This window comes from Coralloluteibacterium stylophorae, from assembly GCF_018122625.2.
GTDB lineage: Bacteria > Pseudomonadota > Gammaproteobacteria > Xanthomonadales > Xanthomonadaceae > Coralloluteibacterium > Coralloluteibacterium stylophorae.
Genome location: NZ_JAGQFT020000001.1, coordinates 47,734 through 67,289 on the forward strand (window position 1 = coordinate 47,734; position 19,556 = coordinate 67,289).

The 19,556-nt window shown below is 70.8% G+C and carries 13 protein-coding genes; 3 read left to right on the plus strand and 10 right to left on the minus strand.

What is annotated here, in order from left to right; all coding sequences use genetic code 11:
• Positions 1–10: 10 nt before the first annotated feature.
• Positions 11–568: a flavin reductase family protein gene (locus KB893_RS00215; protein ID WP_211925153.1), complete on the minus strand. Its 558-nt coding sequence runs from the start codon at positions 566–568 to the stop codon at positions 11–13.
• An 897-nt stretch (positions 569–1,465) separates the two neighbouring features.
• Here KB893_RS00215 and KB893_RS00220 point away from each other — a divergent pair.
• Positions 1,466–2,461 (plus strand): aldo/keto reductase, encoded by a 996-nt coding sequence (locus KB893_RS00220; protein ID WP_211925154.1) that lies wholly within the window; start codon positions 1,466–1,468, stop codon positions 2,459–2,461.
• A 319-nt stretch (positions 2,462–2,780) separates the two neighbouring features.
• Here KB893_RS00220 and KB893_RS00225 read toward each other — a convergent pair whose 3' ends face one another.
• The 9 genes from KB893_RS00225 to KB893_RS00265 all read right to left on the minus strand — a co-directional run bounded on the left by KB893_RS00225 (position 2,781) and on the right by KB893_RS00265 (position 17,183).
• A complete protein-coding gene (locus KB893_RS00225; RefSeq protein ID WP_211925155.1) occupies positions 2,781–4,685 on the minus strand; it encodes a 3'-5' exonuclease in 1,905 nt (634 codons plus the stop codon).
• A gap of 193 nt (positions 4,686–4,878) precedes the next feature.
• Positions 4,879–5,652, minus strand: a complete 774-nt coding sequence (locus KB893_RS00230; RefSeq protein WP_211925156.1) for a polysaccharide deacetylase family protein — start codon at positions 5,650–5,652, stop codon at positions 4,879–4,881.
• Positions 5,653–5,702: 50 nt separating this feature from the next.
• Complete coding sequence (locus KB893_RS00235) at positions 5,703–8,285, minus strand: glycoside hydrolase family 3 protein (protein ID WP_213173285.1); 2,583 nt, start codon at positions 8,283–8,285, stop codon at positions 5,703–5,705.
• 82 nt (positions 8,286–8,367) lie between these two features.
• Positions 8,368–9,864: a tryptophan halogenase family protein gene (locus tag KB893_RS00240; RefSeq protein ID WP_211925158.1), complete on the minus strand. Its 1,497-nt coding sequence runs from the start codon at positions 9,862–9,864 to the stop codon at positions 8,368–8,370.
• A 10-nt stretch (positions 9,865–9,874) separates the two neighbouring features.
• Positions 9,875–10,897, minus strand: coding sequence for a cupin-like domain-containing protein (locus KB893_RS00245; RefSeq protein ID WP_213173286.1), 1,023 nt, complete (start codon positions 10,895–10,897; stop codon positions 9,875–9,877).
• Positions 10,881–11,588: a SapC family protein gene (locus tag KB893_RS00250; protein ID WP_213173287.1), complete on the minus strand. Its 708-nt coding sequence runs from the start codon at positions 11,586–11,588 to the stop codon at positions 10,881–10,883. The genes KB893_RS00245 and KB893_RS00250 overlap by 17 nt, the downstream gene beginning before the upstream one ends.
• Before the next feature lie 154 nt (positions 11,589–11,742).
• The gene (locus tag KB893_RS00255; RefSeq protein ID WP_211927944.1) at positions 11,743–14,751 is read right to left on the minus strand and encodes a TonB-dependent receptor; all 3,009 of its coding nucleotides are present in this window, start codon (positions 14,749–14,751) and stop codon (positions 11,743–11,745) included.
• 402 nt (positions 14,752–15,153) lie between these two features.
• Positions 15,154–15,336 carry a hypothetical protein gene (locus tag KB893_RS00260; RefSeq protein WP_211927945.1) on the minus strand — a complete coding sequence of 61 codons (183 nt, stop codon included), beginning with the start codon at positions 15,334–15,336 and terminating at the stop codon, positions 15,154–15,156.
• Between the two features lie 29 nt (positions 15,337–15,365).
• Entirely contained in the window at positions 15,366–17,183 is a 1,818-nt protein-coding gene (locus KB893_RS00265; protein WP_213173288.1) for a YbhB/YbcL family Raf kinase inhibitor-like protein, read from the minus strand.
• A 390-nt stretch (positions 17,184–17,573) separates the two neighbouring features.
• Here KB893_RS00265 and KB893_RS00270 point away from each other — a divergent pair, with 390 nt between their 5' ends.
• Both KB893_RS00270 and KB893_RS00275 read left to right on the plus strand, forming a co-directional pair.
• Positions 17,574–18,719: a DUF3182 family protein gene (locus KB893_RS00270; protein ID WP_211927373.1), complete on the plus strand. Its 1,146-nt coding sequence runs from the start codon at positions 17,574–17,576 to the stop codon at positions 18,717–18,719.
• The gene (locus KB893_RS00275; protein ID WP_211927374.1) at positions 18,712–19,500 is read left to right on the plus strand and encodes an alpha/beta hydrolase family protein; all 789 of its coding nucleotides are present in this window, start codon (positions 18,712–18,714) and stop codon (positions 19,498–19,500) included. Before KB893_RS00270 ends, KB893_RS00275 begins: the two co-directional genes overlap by 8 nt.
• Positions 19,501–19,556 lie beyond the last annotated feature (56 nt).

The following is a 19,556-nucleotide window of genomic DNA, read 5'->3' on the forward strand; positions in this document are numbered from 1 at the left end:
TCCCTCGCTGTCACGACACCTTGGTGAACTTCGCCTTCCGCGACACGTAGCGGCCCGGCAGCATGAACTCGCCGCCGCCGCGGTAGTGCAGGGTCTCCGGGCGCTGCGGCGAGACGGCGACGTGCGCCGCGACCACCTCGAACACGAAGAAGCCGTAACGCGCGACCAGGGCGTCGTCGTGCAGCACGCACTCGAACTGGGCGTGGCACTCGCCGATCAGCGGCGCCTCGACCCGGGTCGCCGGCGCGGGCGTGAGACCGAAGGTCCGGAACTTGTCGACCTCGGCGCCGGTGCTGTTGCCGATGCCGACCACCGCCTCGGTCAGCGCCGTGGTCGGCAGGTTGATCACGCACTGGCGGCTGTCGCGGATCATTGCGTGGCTGTGGTTGCCCTGGGCGATCACGCAGCCGACCAGGGACGGGGTGAAGTCCATGACCGTGTGCCAACCGGCGGTCATGATGTTGTCGCGGCCCTGCCAGCGCGAGGAGATCAGCACCACCGCACCCGGCTCGAGCCAGCGCCGGACCTGGGCCAGCGGAAAGTCCTGGGTGCGGACGCTGCGCGCCATCGAGCCGTCTCCGTTCCAGTGGCCGCGGATGCGGCGCTGGAGCTTCCGATGTCCACTGCGATGGCGCCGTGCAGGCTCGCCTCCGGATGCCGCGGGCCGTGCAGGCTGGAGAGGCGGAGGAGGGGACGCGGGCGCCGGGCACGGGCGTTGGGGAAAGGGGACCCGGGGTGCGGGGAAGGCACCGGCTGGCGCATCACTGCGAGGGCTGCGCCGGCGCCCGCGTAAGCCGCAAAGCATGCGCGGCGCGTCGCCGTGCGCCATGTGACGAAGGTGATGGTCGCCTGTCGGGACGTTCCCGACACGCTGTCGGGGCACGGCGCCCGGCCGCCCCAGCCCGGCGCGCCCGCGTCCGCCTGCCAGAGGCTCCGGCGAGCGCACCGGCGAGGCGGTGTGCTCGTTCGTCGCGGTCGTGTCCGCCGTCGGTGCCGCGACCGCGATCGCGGCCCTGGTCCCCCGGGCGTCATCCATCTCCGGCTCGATACCCGCGGCAGGACGCCGGCCTCGCTGCTCCGGCGCCGTCGCATCGACGGAATCACAGCCGCGGAGCCTGGCGTCACGAGGTGGCGGCACAGGCAGGGTGGGCTGGAGCTTCCGCCGCGGCCCGCCACCCCCTCCCCGGCACCGGCTCTCGTCGCGGGTCTGCGGATTCGAGGCGGTACTGCCGGGCGACGCCGGGCCGCGGACGACCGCGCCCGACATGCTCCTGGAGCCCAGCCGCGCCGCCGCGGTCGGGGGCGCTGCGGCCGTGCATGGGGACGCAGCGGGGCCGGGATGATGCGGGACGACTTGGCCGCGCCGTCACCGCACCGGAGTCATGATCCGTGGTCGCCGGCGGCGCGTCCTGGATAGATCGTCGCGTGGCGTCCTCCCTTCCTCCATCGCCGCAAGGAGTCAGCCATGCAGACCCGCACTCTCGGCCGCAACGGCCCCGCCGTCTCCGCCCTCGGCCTCGGCTGCATGGGCATGAGCGCCTTCTACGGCGGGCGCGGCGAAGATGCCGCGTCGATCGCGGTGATCCATCGCGCGCTCGAGCGCGGCGTCAGCCTGCTCGACACCGCGGACATGTACGGCCCGCACACCAACGAGGTGCTCGTGGGGAAGGCCATCGCCGATCGCCGCGACCGTGTGTTCCTCGCGACGAAGTTCGGCATCCGCATGGATCCCTCCGATCCGTCCGTGCGCGGCATCGACGGCCGACCCGAGTATGTCGTCGCCGCCTGCGAGGCGAGCCTGCGCCGCCTGGGCGTGGCGCACATCGATCTCTACTACCAGCATCGCGTCGACCCGAACGTGCCGATCGAGGACACGGTCGGTGCGATGGCGCGCCTGGTGGAGGCGGGCAAGGTGCGCCATATCGGCCTCTCGGAGGCGGCGCCGGAGACCATCCGCCGCGCGCACGCGGTGCATGCGCTGACCGCGGTGCAGACCGAGTACTCGCTGTGGTCGCGCGACCCGGAGGACAACGGCGTGCTCGCCACCGTGCGCGAGCTCGGCATCGGCTTCGTGCCGTACTCGCCGCTCGGGCGCGGCTTCCTCACCGGCGCGATCCGCACGCCCGACGACTTCGAGCCGGACGACTACCGCCGCAACAGCCCCCGCTTCCAGGGCGCCAACTTCGGCCGCAATCTCGCCCTGGTCGAGCAGGTCCGCGAGCTTGCGCAGGCACGCGGCTGCACGCCCGGCCAGCTCGCCCTGGCCTGGGTGCTGGCGCAGGGCCAGGACCTGGTCCCGATTCCCGGCACCAAGCGCATCGCCTATCTGGAGGAGAACCTCGCCGCCCTCGAGCTCGCGCTGACGCCCGAGGAGCTGTCGCGTATCGACGCCGTGTTCCCGCCGCAGGCGGCCTCCGGCAATCGCTACCCGGATGCGACGATGGGGAGCGTGCATCGGTGAGGGCCACGCCCGGCCGATCCGCGCATCGCAACGGACCGGATTGTGTAGCGTCGTGAGTGGATGCGCGAGGCGGAGTAGGCGGCGCTCGTCATCTCGCGCGGCACCGAAGTCAGAACGCTGAAAGCACGGCGACCGCCATGCATGCGATTCCACGAGCCCAGGAGCCCGCCGACCGACAGCAGGATCGGGGAGGGCGCGCGAGGTGCGAGCGCCAAGGCGCCGAGGGAGGTGATCAACGCGATCAAGTGGAGGCAGATGCCCACCACAACCCACCTGTGCGGCAGGCGAGAGGCCCTCGAATCCGTACGGGATGGCGCGCTCATGCCATCCCCTCCATGGATCCCTCGGTCGCACGCCGCCTGCATCCCGGCGCGGTCGCGGAGTTCGTGCCCGCCGGGGCAGCCGCTCCGCCGTTGGTGCGCGTCACCACCAGCCTCCCCATCGCGCGCGTCATCCCGACATAGACCAGCCGCGCCTCGGTCGTGGCGTCGGTGGGCTCGCGGGGCGGGTCGCCCAGGCCCAGCAGGAACACGGAGTCGAACTCCAGGCCTTTGCTGGAATGCAGGGTCACCAGCTTCACGGCGGGCGGGCCGTCGAAGAGGGTGCTCTTGCCGCGCGGAGTGCTGGCGCTGCGCCAGGGCACGCCCAGCCGGGTCAGTTCGGTCTCCACCAGTACGCCATGGGTCCAGTGGTTGCGGTAGAGCACGGCGATGTCGTTCGGATGCTGGCCGGACGCCAGGGCGTCGGCGATGCGCTGGGCGACGAGCTGGGCCTCATGGCGCGGCGAGGCGCACTCGATCACCTCGGGCGGCGGGCCGCGGCGGCCGGCGCTCTCGGGCGGGACGACGTGCGGCGAGTCCTCGTCGCCCTCGGTGCCGGCCAGGGCGTCGCCGGCGAAGGCCTTGGCCAGCGCCAGGATCTCCTGCGTGTTGCGGTAGTTGAGCCGCAGGATGGTGGTGCGCCCCTGGGCCTGGATGCCGACGCTGGCGAAGGTGAACTTCTTCCGCTTCGGCGCGGCGTAGATGGACTGGGCGTCGTCGTAGAGCAGCAGCAGCGAGTTGGTCGCCGGGTCCACCATGCGGGCGACCAGCTGCAGCCATTCGGGCTCGAAGTCGTGGCCTTCGTCGACCAGCACCGCGCCGTACTGGCCGGGCGGGATGGCGCCGGCGTCGACGCCGTCGATCACGGCCTGCACCTGGGCGGCGAAGAAGGCCCCGTCCGGCTTCGCCGGCCGCGCCGGGCCGCGCACGGCGTAGGTGCGCAGCATGTCGCCGCACCAGGCGTGGAAGGTGCGCACGCTGACCTTGGCCTGCAGGCCGCGGGCATCGATGAGCTGGGCCAGGCGCGCGGCGAGCGTGCGGTTGTAGCAGAGCACCAGGATCGGCCGCTGGCTCGCCTGGGCGAGGTGCAGGCAACGGTAGCCGAGGATCATGGTCTTGCCGCTGCCGGCGACGCCATGGATGACGCGATGGCCGTCGCCGAGCGAGCGCGCGAGCTGTTCCTGCTGCAGGTCCATGACACGGACCAGGTCGGGCACCCCGATCGCGTCGTTGCCGGACTGGTCGCTACCGAAGATGTCGTCCTGCACCGGCGATGTCACCCGGATCTCCGGGAACAGGTGCCAGCGGATGCGGTCGATCTGCGGGAGCGTCAGCGCCTGCCAGAAGTAGGCGTCGAACATCGTCCACAGGCGCTCCTGGAACTCCTCGGCGTCGGTGGATTCGAGCATCTCGTCGCGGCAGACGACGCAGTCGGGCGGAAGCACGTGCTCGAGCCCATGGGCATCGAACTGGGCGCGGGTGATGTGGGTCAGCACCACGCCGTGGCCGATCGGCACCATCAGCTTGCCGGCGTGGCGGTGGTCGGAGAGGTGGCGCAGGGCGGGGTCGCGCTCGAGCGCCGTCTTCAGTTCGAGCGCATAGGCGCGGGCCTGGGCGAGCGGGTTGGCGACGCTGACCAGGCCGCGCTCGGTGGCGATGCGCGCGGAGGCCCTGTCGATGTGGTGCAGGGTCTCGAGCTTCCAGTCCTTGACCTCGAGCACCAGCAGGCCGCGGTTGGGATGCAGGAGCACGAAGTCCGGCTGCCGGCGCCTGGGCCCGACCGGCAGGTCGTACCAGACGAGGTAGTCGTCCTCGAGCTTCTCCTCGAGCCGCAGCGCGAACCGGCGCTCGCCCGCGGTCATGCGCGGCAGGCAGGTGTTCCGTCCTGGAATGAAGGTGGCCATCCACGCCCCCAAAGTGGCATCCGTCCATGGCAGACGGAGAGATGTGCCACATCGTGGTGCGGGCTGCCTATCGGGGGATGCCCGACATGCCGGCGTCCTGCCGTCAGCCGGGGAGCCGGTGCCGGTCCGACACGTCCGCGCGCGTTGCGCCCGCCCTCATTCCGACTTCCGGCCAGGGGACAGGGCGGGCCGCCTAGGGCGCGGGCGCGGCCTGTTCGGTCCTGACGTGGCGCATGATCGCGAGGAAGGTGTCGGTCCAGATGCTGTCGCGATGGGCGGCGAGGTGGGCGAGGAGCTGCTCGTGGGCCTCGGTCGACACGCCGAGATGGTCGCCGCCGATGCCGTGGAAGGTCAGGTTGAGCATGGTGCCGCGGGCGACGGCGGCGTCGACCAGGGCGATCAGGTCGGCGCCGCTCGCGCCCACCGGCGCCTCGATGGTGACCGCCCAGGGATCGAGCGAGTCCATGTCCGGCGCGACCGCGCCGCGGCCGTACTTGATGGCGACGAATTCCGCGCGCACCTGGGGCAGGTAGCTGCCATCGGCGGCGACGGCGTCGCCGCAGGGCACGGTGAGGGTGCGTGCATCGCGGCCGTCGATCGCGTGCAGCATCACGTTGGCGAGCCGCACCTGCGCCGCCATCTGCGCGATGGTGATGCGGTCGAGGTCGACGTCGGGCGTCACCCAGTCGCGCTCCGGCGCGCTGGCCGAGCACTGGTGGAAGAGCGTGTGGTTGCCGAGCTCATGGCCGCGCGCGGCGGCGGCGCGCCATTCGGGCAGGCGCGTGGCGACGGTGTCGCTGGCGAGGGTGAGATAGAAGCTGGCGCGAAGCCCGGCGCGGTCGAGCGCCGGGATGGCATGGTCGAGCTGCGAGGGCAGGGCGTCGTCGTAGGCGAGGCTGACGGCGGCCCTGGCGCCGCCGGGCCAGGCGAAGCCGTCGGCACGTGCCGGGACGGCCGCGAGGAGCATCGACGCGAACGCCAGCGCCCCGCCCGCTGCGACCCGGCGCGCGCGTGCCGTCACTGCGCCAGCGTCCCGCAGTCGATCGCGCCGGACTCGTTCGCGGCGTCGACCGCGATGCGGATGTCGGTGAAGGCGGCGGCGAACGGTGCATCGGCCTCGACGCTGAAGGGCACGTTGACGCTGTCGAGCTTGAGTCCGCGCTCGGCGAAGCACGACAGCGGCACCGTGACCGTGCGCTTCTGCCCGGCCTGCATGTCGGCGATCGCGGGGGCGAGATCGATGCCAGCGGCGCAGTCCTGGCCGCATTCCATCGCCAGGATCACTTCGGACTCCGGGGCGTGCACCAGCTTCATGTCGAACTGCAGCGCGGCGTCGGAGGCCGCCATGGCATTGAGGTTGTCGCGCGAGGCGCTGCGCGAGAACACGCGGGCCGGCTTCAGCCAGGTGACCTCCTTGGCGTCCTGCTGCACGTTGACCTGCACGGTGCGGACCTCGACGGCGGGCTCGGCCTCCGGCCAGCGCACGGTGGCGTTGAGGTCGTTGCCCAGCGCGCGCATCTCGCTGCCCGCGGCCAGGTGCATGGTGAAGGTCGGAGCGTCGGAGCCGCGGAAGATCGGCAGCGCGGTGGCTTCGCCGCAGGCCTCGACATCCGACACCGGCAGCTCGCCGAGGCGGGCCGGCTGCGCGTAGCTCAGGCCGTAGCCCGGCGCGAACTGCGCCTGCTCGCCCGGCTTCCAGCACGGGGTGCCGGGCCAGGGGAAGGTCAGGCGGCCGCGGAAGTCGAGCGACGCATCGCCCGCGGCCATCGGTGCGGCGACCCGGCCGCTGGCGTCGAGCGCGCCGCCGGCGCTGGCGAACAGCACATCGGTCACACCTTCGCCCTCGGTACCCGGCAGCCACGCGGCGACGAAGGCATCGGAGAGGTTGATCAGGTCGTTGGTGTAGAGCGGCCGGCCGGACAGGAACACGGTGACGACCGGCTTTCCGGTGGCCGCGGCGGCCTCGAGCACGGCGAGGTCCTCGGGATGGCGCTGGCTGTGGGTCAGCGTGTCCGACGACATGATGTCGCCGATGCCCTCGGCATAGGGGGTCTCGCCGATCACCGCCACGACTGCGTCGAACTCCCGCGCCTCGACGTCCTTGCCGGTCTCGCTGAAGACCACGTGGTCGGGGCCCAGGCGCTTGCGCAGGGCATCGAGCAGGCTGGTGCCGTGCGGATAGTCGTCGTTGGTGTTGTCGGTGCCCTGCCAGGTCAGCGACCAGCCGCCGGCCATGTTGGAGAGGCTGTCGGCGCTCTTGCCGACCACCAGCACGCGCTGGCCCGCCTTCAGCGGCAGGGCGGCGTCGGCGTTCTTCATCAGCACCAGCGACTCGCGCACCGCGCGGCGGGCGAGTTCGGGATGGCGCAGGGCCTCCTCGTCGCCGGCGTAGCGGCTGTCGGAGGGCTTGTGCTCGAACAACCCGGCGCGCAGCTTGACGCGCAGGATGCGGCTGACCGCATCGTCGATGCGCGCTTCGGGAATCTCGCCGCTGCGCACCTGGCGCACGGTGTTGTCGATGAAGGCCTTCCAGGCATCGGGCACCATCACCATGTCGATGCCCGCGTTGATCGCCTGCGCGCAGCTCGAGTCGGTGCAGCCGGGGAGCTGGCCGATGCCGTTCCAGTCGGAGACCACGAAACCGTCGAAGCCCATCTTCTCCTTGAGCGCGCCGGTGAGCAGCGGCCCGGCGCCGTGCATCTTGCCGTAGTCGACGCCGCCTTCCTCGTCGTGCCAGCTGCTGAAGGACGCCATCACCGTCTGCGCACCAGCCTCGAGCGCGCCGAAGTAGCCCTGGCCGTGGACGTTGATCATCTCGGCCTTCGACACCAGCGCGTTGCCCTGGTCGCGGCCCTGGTCGGTGGCACCGTCGCCGATGAAATGCTTGGCGGTGGCGACCACGCTGCCCTCGCTGCCGAGCGTGTCCTGCAGGCCCTGGACGGCGGCGACGGCGTAGTCGTGCACCAGTTCCCCGCTGGCCGAGTAGCTCTCGTAGGTGCGGCCCCAGCGCGGATCCTGGGCGACGGCGACGGTGGGCGCGAACACCCAGGTGATGCCGGTCGCACGCGTGGCGTGCGCGGTGGCGCGGGCGATCTCGCGGATCAGCGCCGGATCGTGCGCGGCGCCCAGGCCGATGTTGTGCGGGAACAGCGTCGCGCCGAACACGTTGCTGTGGCCGTGCATCGCGTCGGTGCCCCAGATGATCGGCACCGGCGTCTTCGCGTCGGTCGACATCGACGCCTCGTAGTAGGCGTCGGCCAGTTCCACCCAGTCCTGCACGGAAGCGCGCTTCTCCATCCCGGGCCACGAACCGCCGCCGTTGAGCACCGAGCCGATGTGGTGGCGGCGGACCTCCTCCGGGGTGATCGACTTGATCTCCGGCTGGGTCATCTGCCCGACCTTCTGCTCGAGCGTCATCCCGGCGAGGATGCGGGCGACCTCCTTCTCGATGTCCGCGTCGGTGGCGACGGCGCTCTGGATGCGCGGCCAGTCCTTCAGCGGGGCTCCGTCCTGCCGGGCGTGGACGGCGGAGGCGCCGAGGGCGAGGGCGGCGATCAGGCTGGCGTGGAGCAGGGTGGGGCGCACGGGGTTCACATGCATCTCCAGGGTTGGCGTGTCGACCGGGGAAGGTCGACGGTGGGTGTCCGATGCCGTGCGGCTCCAGGCCGCGCGGCACCGCGTGCTACGGCGTCGGGCGCGCGGCGGCGCAGTACTGCTCGACGTAGGTCTGGTGCGGCGGAAGCTGGGCGAGGGTGCGTTCGATCCCGGCACGGATGCCGTTGAGGAAGCCGCCGAGCTCCTGGTCGCCCATCAGGTCGGCGACCGGGTGGCGCTGCTCCGGCACCAGGCCCTGGCCGAGCATCACCTGCGTCCACGAACTCTCGGTGAAGAGTTCGCCCGGTGCGCGGAAGACACGGCCGGTCTCGCGGAAGAGATCGATGCGGTGGCGCAGCGACGCCGGGATCTCCATCTCGCGGCAGGTACGCCAGAACGGCGTGTCGGCACGGCGGGTCACGTGGTAGTGCAGGATCAGGAAGTCGCGGATGTGCTCGACCTCGCCCGCCACCTGGCGGTTGTACTCGGCGACGTCGGCCGGGCTGATGCCGTTGCCCGGGAACATCTGCAGCAGGCGCAGGATGCCGCGCTGGATCAGGTGGATGCTGGTGGATTCGAGCGGCTCCAGGAAGCCGCTGGACAGGCCGATCGCGACGCAGTTGCCGGACCAGGCCTGGTGGCGCTGGCAGGGCTTGAAGCGGATCAGGCGCGGCTCGGCGAGCGGGCTGCCCTCGATCTGCTCGAGCAGCGTGCGCGTGGCGGTGTCGTCGTCCATGAAGCGGCTGCCGAACACGATGCCGTTGCCGATGCGGTGCTGCAGCGGGATGCGCCAGCGCCAGCCGGCGCCGTGCGCCACGACCCGGGTGTAGGGCACCGCCGGGCCGACCGCCTCGGTCTGCACTGCCACCGCGCTGTCGCAGTGCAGCCAGTGCGACCAGTCCTCCACGCCGACGCCGAGCGCCTGCCCGATCAGCAGCGCGCGGAAGCCGGTGCAGTCGATGAAGAGGTCGCCTTCGATCTCGTCGCCGGAGGCGAGCCTGAGCGAGCGGATGCGGCCTGCGTCGCGGTCGGCCCGCACCTCGGCGATGCGGCCCTCCACGCGCCTGACGCCGTAGCGCTCGGAGAAGTCGCGCAGGAACCTCGCATAGACGCTGGCGTCGATGTGGAAGGCGTAGTTCATGCCCTGCTTGGGCAGGTGCGCGAACCGGTTCTCCTGCGCGGCGCGGAGTTCCAGGCAGTAGTCGCCGAACTCGGTCGCCAGGCCGCGCTCGCGGCCTTTCAGCCAGAAGTGCTGGAAGCCGGCGGTCCAGTGGTCCTTGCCGGTGACGCCGAAGGAGTGGATGTAGTCCTCGCCGACGTCGCGCCAGTTCTCGAAGCTGATGCCGAGCTTGAAGGTCGCGTTGGTGGCGGCCATGAAGGCCTGCTCGTTGATCTCGAGCAGGCGGTGGTAGGTGACGATGGTCGGGATGGTCGATTCGCCCACGCCGACCGTGCCGATCTCCTCGGACTCGACCAGGGTGATGTCGAGGATCTTGCCGAGCGTCCGCGCCAGCGCCGCCGCCGTCATCCAGCCGGCGGTCCCGCCGCCGGCGATCACGATCCGCCTGATCGGGGTCTGTTCCACGTCCGCGTCCTCAGCGGTTGAGTCGCTGCAGGAGACGCGCGCGCAGCTCGCGGGCGCGGGTCTCGTCCATCGGGGTGGCCAGCGCGCGGCGCGCGGGGCCGGGGATGTGGTCGGCCATCGCCTCGCCGGGCTCGAACACGTAGTGGCGGAACACCTCCTGCCATGTCGCGCGCTGCTCGGGCGGGAGGTCGCGCACGCTCATGATCGCCAGCATCAGTGCGTTCATCGGCGTGTCCATCCACGCCGGCGCCTGCCGCCACCAGTAGTTGACCAGCACGTTGAAGCCCGCCAGTGCCTCCATGTGGTGCCACCACATGCTGGGGATCAGCACCGCGTCGCCGGGACCGAGCTCGGCGGTCCGCGCGTGGCGCATGGCCTCGGCGAACCGCGGGAAGCGCTCGAGGTCGGGCGCGGCGAAATCCACCAGGCTGATCGGCTGCCCTGCGGGGGTGAAGTCCAACGGCCCGACGTAGAGATTCGCGAGCTGGTCCGGCGGGAACAGGGTCACCCGACGCCGTCCGGCGACCACGCAGGCGAGGTTGTCCGGCACGTCCTGGTGCGCCGAGATCCGCGTGCGGTTGCCGATCCAGATGCTGGCGAGCGGGTCGCGGCCGCCGAGGTCGAGGTCGTTCTCGCCACGGAAGCCGGGCAACCAGGTGTCGATGGTGGTCGAGCCGACATAGATGGCCGGCGGCGCGGCCTCGTCGAGGTACTTGAGCAGGGTCTTCAGCGCCACCGGCAGCGGCACCTTTTCCTGGCGGAAGTTGAACGCGCTGAGGTCGGTGTTGTAGCCGAAGCGGCCGTCGATCGTCGGCGGGCCCACGGTCGCGACCACGGGGGCGGCGCCGGGCCGCGCGAAACGCTGCAGGTAGGCGACCGCGGCCTCGGCCGACTCGCCGCCGGCCCGCGCCATCGGCCAGTGCGCGACCAGTCCGCGCAGGACGACCGGCTCGGCCGAACGCAGCAGGTCGTCGGACAGCGCATCCGGACCGGCATGCGCGAGTTCGCGGATGGGTTCAGCGCCGGGCAGCATGGCGACGGTTGGTGCGGTCGATCAGGTCGCGGAAGCGCGACACCGACGCGACGGCCATGTAGATCGGCTGCAGGTGCCCCGTGCGGTGCAGTTCGACGAGCGCCTCCGGGGCCAGCTCGCGCAGGCGCTCCTCGGCGATGGCGTGGAAGCCGGCGAGGCGGAGTTCGGTGCCGTCGTCGAGCTGGGCGTCGAGCACGCAGGACTCGAGCAGCTCGTGGCGCTGCAGGGCGTCGACGAAGGCGGCGTTGGCCGCGAGGCCTTCGTGCAGGGCCAGCAGGACCGACTGCATGCGTTCGAGGAAGTCGGTGCTGCCGCCGTGCTCGCGGAACAGCGCCTCGCCGTGGTCGCCGCCGACGCGGGGACTGTCGAGGTCGATGTGCATCATCGGCGCGCCGCCATCGCCGACGCCGATCAGGAACGGCTGGCGTTCGATCGCGAGCGGGACGTAGGTCGCATCCCAGCGCGTGCCGTCGAGGAACACGTTCTCGCCCTGGCGCAGGCCGAACAGCGCCACCGGCTCGAAGGCCTGCGGCGTCCTGCGGAAGACGATGGGGTAGTGCGCCTGCACGTTCCGGAACTCGGCCGGGTAGGTCGGCGCGGACATCACCGCGTCGCCCAGCGCGGCGCTGCGGGCGGTGTCGATCCGCAGATTCCTGTGGTCGACGTTGTTGAGCAGGGCGGGTCGGGTCATCTCGATGCCTGGCGGAGGATCGCAGGGTGCGTCGATGCGCGGGCGGGCGAGACCACCTGCGCATGGACGCGACCCGCAAGGATACGGCCGCCGCGGATCCGGCGGCCGCTCCCGCCGCGCGACCGCAAGGCCGCACGGCGTCTGCCACGATGCATCAGAAGAACTTGTAGCGCAGGCCGACCATGTAGCGCGGGCCGTTCTGCGTGGCCCACAGCACCTGGTTCTCGTGACGCCCGTGCACGCGGATCGTCTCGTCGGTCAGGTTGATGCCTTCGAGCGCCAGGGTGAGACGGTCGTTGAACTGGTAGCTGACGTTGGCGTCGAGCTGGCCGTATTCCTCGGTGTACGCCGGGTTCGGGCCCTGGCCGTCGAAGCGGCCGGAGAGGAATTCGTCGCGCCAGTTGTAGGCCAGGCGCACCTGCCACGGCCCCTTGTCGTAGAAGCCGACCAGGTTGGCCGAATCGCTCAGGCCCTCCAGCGCGAACTGCTCGCCGATGTCCTCGTTGTCGTAGACCAGGCCGGAGTCGACGATGGTGTAGTTCGCCGACAGGCCGAAGCCGCTGTCGCCGAACACGTGCTGGACGTTGAACTCCCAGCCGTCGAGCGAGGCGGACTGCTGGTTGGCGGGGACGGTGATGTCGAAGTTCGCGATCGGGTCGCCGGGCTGGCCCGTGATGATGCCGGTGGCCTCGCCGTTGGCGTTGTCGCCGGTGTAGTCGACGCCAGGCTGGCCGTCGAAATTCCGGAGGATGTAGTTGCGGATGCAGACCCGGTCGGACTCGAGGCAGCCGGACGCCAGCGCTGCGTTCCAGTAGTCGCCGCCGACCGGGGTGTTCAGGTTGAACGGCGTGTCCTGGATCTGCGTGACCCCGACATAGTTGTCGATGTTCTTGCGGAAGTAGCCGACCGACACGTAGCTGCCTTCGCCGTAGTACCACTCCAGCGACAGGTCGTAGTTGTCCGACAGCAGCGGCTCGAGGCCGGGATTGCCCTGGCTACCGTCGCCGCCGTCGACGCGGACGATCTGGGCCAGGGTCTGGCCACCCTGGATGTCGCGCCAGCCGGGGCGGCCGATGGTGCGCCCGGCGCTACCGCGTAGGACGAGCTGGTCGGTGATGTCGAGGCTGAGGTCGAGGTTCGGAAGCCAGTAGTCGTAGTCGCCCTCGAGTTCGGTGAACGACGCATCCCCGTAGACCACGTTCAGCTCGTTGGCCGAACCCCATTCGATGCCGGTGGCGGTCGGAACGAGTGCCGACGAGGTGACGTCGGTCTGTTCGTAGCGCATGCCGGCGGCGACGTGCAGCGGCATCTGCCAGTCGAAGGTCGTCGTGTACTGCAGGAACGCGCTGCGCGACTTCTCGTTGGTACGCAGATCCTCGGTAAACGTGTCCGGCGCGCGGTACCAGTCGTCGCGCCCGGTCAGCTCGACAGCGCGATCGCGCAGGGCGTCGAAGTCGAAGACCAGGAAGCGGCTGCTGAAGTTCGGATCGTCGTGGCCGGAGAACGCATCGAAGTACTGCGACATGTCGTCGATCGTCCAGATCGAATCGTCGTAGTCGTCCGGGGTGCCGACGCCGCCCCAGGTGTCGCGCTGCATATAGCCGTGCGCAGTGCGGTTATCGACCTCGGTGAACGCTACGCCGAAGTCGAGGCCCGAATAGTCGCCGAACTCGAAGCGGCCCTTGAGCTGGCTCTGCTCGATGTCCGAGCGGGTATAGGTGTTGTGGAACACCGAGCCGGTGACCAGCGCCTGCGACGGCGACAGCTCGCTGACGCCGGACGGGAGGTCGTAGTTCACGATCGGCAGATCGCCGCTGTAGTCGACGCCGGTGTTGCCGCGGACGAACGCCGCCGCGCTCAGTACGCCCGCCGAACCGTACGGGCTGTCCGGGCGCGACTCGGCCGTGGAGTCGTGGTAGTCGAACTCGAGGTCCAGCGAGTCGGTGACCTCCCACTCGACGTTGAAGCCGAGCGAATCGAGCTCGTTCACGGTAGCGATCTGGGCGCCGCCCATGGCGACGTCGCCGGTGGCGGAGGGAATGTATTCGGAGTAGTAGTTCGGAGCGGCGACCGGGCCATCCGTCCATGCAGTCTCGCCCGGGCCCCAGTTGAACCAGACCGACAGTTCGCTGCGCTGCTGCTGGATCTTGTTCTCGGCGTAGGTGTAGTCGAGCGTGGTGGTGACGCGCTCGGTTGGGGCGTACTGCAGGGTCAGCTGGCCGTTGGTGCGCTGGCGCTGCACGCTGTTGACGCTGTAGCCGGTGTTCTGCGGACGCGAGTAGATGTCGCCGGCCTCGGGCGGGTTCGTGACCTCGCTGCCCTCGGTCGGGAACGGGCCCTGGAACTTGGCCCAGCCATTGGCCACCGAGGCCTGGCTGAAGCCGAAGTCGCGTTCCTGGTAGCTGCCGGTCAGCGACACGCCGAACTTCCCGTCGGCATAGGTGTTGCTGAAGATGCCGGAGATCTCGGGGGTCACCGAATCGCCTTCGATCGACTCGGGCACGTTGTCGTAGGAGGTGTCGTGCACCGCCTTGACGCCGACGTTGGCGTGCAGGCCCGGGTTGTCGAGCGGCCGCGCGGTGAGGATGTTGAGCGTGGCGCCGATACCGCCGGCCGGCGTGCTGGCGCGGGCGCTCTTGTACACCTGGATCTCGGAGATCGCCTCCGAGGCGAGGTTGGCGAAATCGAACGCGCGCGAAGCCGACACCTCGGCGCCGCCGCCGCCGAGGTTGGAGGCCGGCATCTGGCGGCCGTTCAACAGCACCAGGTTGAAGTCGGGGCCGACGCCGCGGACGGTGACCTTGGAGCCTTCGCCGAGCGAGCGGTCGATCGACACGCCGCTGATGCGCTGCAGGCTCTCGGCAAGATTGGTGTCGGGAAACTTGCCGATGTCCTCGGCGACGATGCCGTCGACGATGCCCTGCGCATCGCGCTTGAGGTTCATCGACGAGGTGAGGCTGCCGCGGATACCGGTGACGGTGATCGCGTCGAGCGTGGTGGGCGAGGCCGAGGTCTGGACCTGGGCGCCCTGCGCCGGGTCGACCGTCTGCTCGTTGCGCTCGGTGTCCTGCTGCGCGACCTGGGCCATGGCCGGATGCGCGAGTGCCAGCAGCAGTGCGGACGTCAAGAGCCGCTTCTGTGGAACGGACTGCAGGTGCTTCATGGTGCTCCCTCCCCGGACATCCCGGAATGTTGTTTCTGACGTTTCTATGAGCGCCGACTACTGACGTTCAGCGCGGATTCGGCGGCATTGAATGCGTTGCTGACAGCGCTGTCAACACGACTTCGGGCACAGTCGGCCGCCTCCGCGCATGTGACGCGCGGCACGTTCCACAGGGACGCAACTTCGATACAGGAATGTGCTGCGATGCAGCATCGTGGCGACGAACGACGAGGACGCCGACGTCCGGCGAGCACGCCGACGCACGGCCCGTAGCGGCGCACCCGGAGAGTGCTTTTCCGCCGCCACTACACAGCCCGATGCCGGGCTTCTGACGTGTGTGGGCGCCGGAGTCTGTTGCGATGCGGCATCGACCGGGTGCTGCCCGGCCGGCGCGGGCCGGTTCTACTTCTTCTTTTCCTGGTTCGGGGCGTCGATGTTCGGCTGGCGCTGGGTGCCGCCCTGGAAGGTCTCCTTGCGCGGCTTCTTCGTCATCTGCGTGTTGCGGTCGCCGGAGGAGTGCGGGTACTCCCGCTGCGCGTGGCTGTCGTCGGTGACCGAGGGCGGTGTTCCGTTCTGCTTGCTCATGGCGTGCTCCTGATGCGGTGCGGGCGGGGTCACTTCGTCGGTGGGGTCTGCTGCTGGTAGGTGCCCACCAGTTCACCGGCAGCGATGACGTGGCCTTCGGCGGCGGCAAGCACGGTGTCGCGGTCGGCACCGGGCTGGAGATCGAGCCGGGTGTCCAGCGCGAAGACCTGGAAGTGGTAGTGGTGCGGCGGATCGCCGACCGGCGGGCGCGGACCGAACCATCCGGTCGACCCGCGGCTGGTGCGCCCCTGCAGGACCCCCTCGGGATCCGTCAGCCGGGCCTGTTCCTGCAGGCCCTGCGGCAGTTCGCTGAGGTCGCCGGGGATGTTCCAGGCGACCCAGTGCACGAATGGCGTGGTCGGCCGCGCATCGGGATCCTCGACGATGACGAGATAGGACGCCGCGCCCTCGACCGGCGACCAGCGCAGTGCCGGCGAAAGGCCTTCGCCATACTCGCTGAAGCGGGTGGGGATCGCCGCGCCGGAGCCGAGGTCGGGCGAGGACACCCGCAGGCTGCCCTCCGTCGCCAGCGCATCGCGCTCGATCGCGACAGGGACGCCGCTGCCCCGCCTGGCCTGGTCCTGCATCGGCCCGGCCGGCACCTCGCCGTCGTCGCGGGCGCGGCCGGCACGGTCCGCGGCGGCGCCGGCGTCGCCGTCTTCGTGGCTGATCCGGTAGATCACGCCGTTGGCATCGTCGCTCATGAGCAGCGCGCCGTCGCCGGCGACGGCCAGGCCCACCGGCCGCGCGAAGTGGCTGCTGCCGTCGTCGGCGACGAAGCCGGTGACGAAGGGCTCGAACCCCTGCGGGCGGCCCTGGTCGTCGAAGCGCAGGCGCACCAGCTCGTAACCCGACGGCGGCTGCCGGTTCCACGAGCCGCGCATGGTGACGAAGGCATCGCCCTCGTATTCCGCGGGGAAGTCGCCGCCGGGGTAGAAGACCATCTGCATCGCCGCGGCATGCGCGGTGTAGCCCATCGCCATGGGCTCGCTCATCGACCTCCACTGCTGCTTGGCGATGTCGCCGGCTGGCGTGGTCCATGGCGTGATCCGGCCGTCGCCGTGGACGTGCGGCCACCCGTACTGCTTGCCCTGGACGATGCGGTTGAGTTCCTCCGGCTGCGCGTCGTCGCCGAGGAAGTCGATGCCCTGGTCCATGCCCCACAGCTCGCCGGTCTCGGGATTCCAGTCGTAGCCGATGGTGTTGCGCAGGCCGCTGGCGAAGATGGTGCGGCTCTTGCCGTCGGGCGAGATGCGCAGGAGCGTCGCGTTCTCCGGGTTGGTCTCGTTGCAGGCGTTGCAGGTCGAGCCGGCGCTGTAATAGATCTGCCCGTCCGGGCCGAAGGCGAGGACGCGATTGGCGTGCTGACCGCCGTCGGGCAGGTCGTCGATCAGCATGCGCAGCTCGCCGAGGCCGCCGTCCGGCTGGATCTCGGCGACGAACAGCTCCTTCACCGTGGCGAGGTAGAACCTGCCGTCGTGGATGGCGATGCCGTGGGCGCCGGGCCGCCGGGCGACCGTGCGCGGCTCGCCGTCCGCGCGGCCGTCGCCGTCGCGGTCCTCCAGCAGCAGCACGTCGCCCTCGTCGCGCCGGCTCAGGTAGACCCGGCCCTCGGGCGAGACCGCCAGGATCCGCGCGTTCTTGAGCCCGGTGGCGAAGGGCGCGATGCGGAAGCCGTCCGGGACCTGCAGCGACCGGATCCGCGCCGGCGTCGCATCCGTCTTGGCGGGCATCACCACGTGCGCCTGGGTGCTCACGCGCGTGGTCTCGTCCTGCTGGGCAAGGATCGGCGACGGCGCGGCGGCGAGGGCGAGCGCGATCGCGAGGCGGTTCGGCACGGGGAACATGGGAACTCCGCTGGCAGGTGGACCGCACAGCAGCGGCCGCATCGGGGAATCGCGATCACGCCCGCCGCGGCGTGGCCGGCCCGTGACGGGGGTTCAGGGACGTCGGTACGGCATCAACTCCATCCGTCAGCCGCCTGCGGCATGGAATCGAGGCGACGCTGCCCCGCTGGTGGGGGCGAGTGCGCGGTGGTGGCGCACTGCACCCGTCGCGCCGGGTGCGGACGGGGGCGCAGCGCGCGTACCGGGACGCCTTCCGCGCGTGACACCGGCGTCATCCGGGCATGGCTAGCGTCGCGGCCGCAGGGGAGATCGACAAGGTGCGGAAGCGCACTCGTCGGGCGGCGCGCCCGGAGGATGCGCCGCGCGACCCGGACAGGAGCACACACGGACATGCATGAGACGGCGCGGCAGGCGTGGTCGACCGCGGACCGCGGCGGCGTGGTGGCGGTGTACCAGGTGGAGGGCAGCGAGCTCGAGTGCGAGTACGAGATCGAGAGCTGCATGCGCCTGGCACGCCGCATCGCAGGCCTCAAGGGCCTGGAATTCGCTGGTGCCCACCAGCCGGCGCTGCGCGCGAGCGGCCCGGTCTACCTGGTGCCGACCGACACCCTGGTCGGCACCGACTTCGCCGCCTCGCTCGGCGTGCGCGACGCGCACGACCTGTTCGGCGGCGTCGCGCCCGTGTCCTTCGTCGCGACCAAGGCGATCACCCAGCCGCTGGTGGCGGCGGAGGCCGCGGCACCGGCCGGATGGTCGCGGCTGTTCGCCGCCCGCGCCGCGGATGCGGTGCTGCGCGGCTACACCGTGTTCGATGCCGACGACGCCCGCATCGCGGCGCAGCGGCTGTTCGAGCTCGGCCCGCTGCGGCTGAAGCCGGTACATGCCCGTGGCGGCCTCGGCCAGGTCGTCGCCACGGACATGGACCAGGTCGAGGTCGCGCTCATGCATCTCGCCACCGCGAGCCTGGCCTGTGGCGGGCTGGTGCTGGAGGAGAACCTGGAGGAGGTGGTGACCTGCAGCGTCGGCCAGGTGCGCGTCGGCGGGCTCGTCGCCAGCTACCACGGCACCCAGCGGCTGACCACCAACAACTTCGGCCAGGAGGTCTACGGCGGCACGCGCCTGACGGTGGTGCGCGGCGGCTTCGATCGCCTGCTGGAGCGCGACCTCGAGACGGCCGAACGCACCGCCATCCGCCAGGCGCGGACCTACGAGGACGCAGCGCTCGCCGCCTACCCGGGACTGCTCCTGTCGCGCAGCAACTACGATGTCGCGCAGGGTCGCGACGGCCGTGGCCGCTGGCGCTCCGGGGTGCTGGAACAGTCGTGGCGACTGGGCGGGGCCACCCCGGCCGAACTGGTCGCGCTCGAGGCCTTCGCTGCCGACCCGGCGCTCGCGGCGGTGCGCAGCGAGTGCATCGAGATCTACGGCGAGCACGAGACGCCTCCGGCCGGCGCCGACCTGCTGCTCGACATGGAGGATCCCAGGGCCGGACGGATCCGCAAGTACACGCTCTGCGAGGAGGTTCGAGATGCGTAGCAGTCCCACCGCGATCCACGTCGACGACCAGCACCTGGCGGCCACCATCGCCGCGCCCTCGACGCGGATGCCCGGCCTGCTCTTCGTGCACGGCTGGAACGGCAGCCAGAAGCGCGACCTGATCCGCGCCAAGGAGATCGCCGCGCTGGGCTGCATCTGCCTGACCTTCGACATGCGCGGGCACGGCGACCTCGAGGGCCTGCGCGCGGACACCACGCGCGAGCACAACCTCAACGACGTGCTCGCCGCCTACGACCGGCTGGCCTGCCATCCCGAGGTGGACAGGTCGGCGATCGCGGTCGTGGGCTCGAGCTACGGCGGATATCTCGCGTCCATCCTCACCGCGCTGCGTCCCGTGCGCTGGCTGGCGCTGCGCGTGCCGGCGCTTTATCGCGACGAGCACTGGGAGACGCCGAAGGGCAGCCTCGACCGCGCCGACCTCGACCTCTACCGCAGCCAGGTCGTGCCGCCGGAGGACAACCGCGCGTTGGGCGCCTGCACCCAGTTCGAGGGCGACGTGCTGATCGTGGAGTCCGAGCACGACCGCCTCGTCCCGCACCCGAACATCGTCAGCTACATCGGCGCCTTTCGCCGCGCGCGCTCGATGACCTACCGCGTGATCGAGGGCGCAGACCACGCCCTCAGCAACGTGACGCACCGTCGCGCCTACAGCACGCTGCTGACCCACTGGACCTCCGAGATGGTCCTCGGCGCCCGCCGCCGGCCAGGAGACCTCGAGCCGATGGGTGCCGAGCCCTACGCGCTCGCCTCCCCGGGTTGAGCCCCCGTTACCTGCGGACACCCGGGCGGCAGGATTGCCCAGCAGGCCCTCGGCGC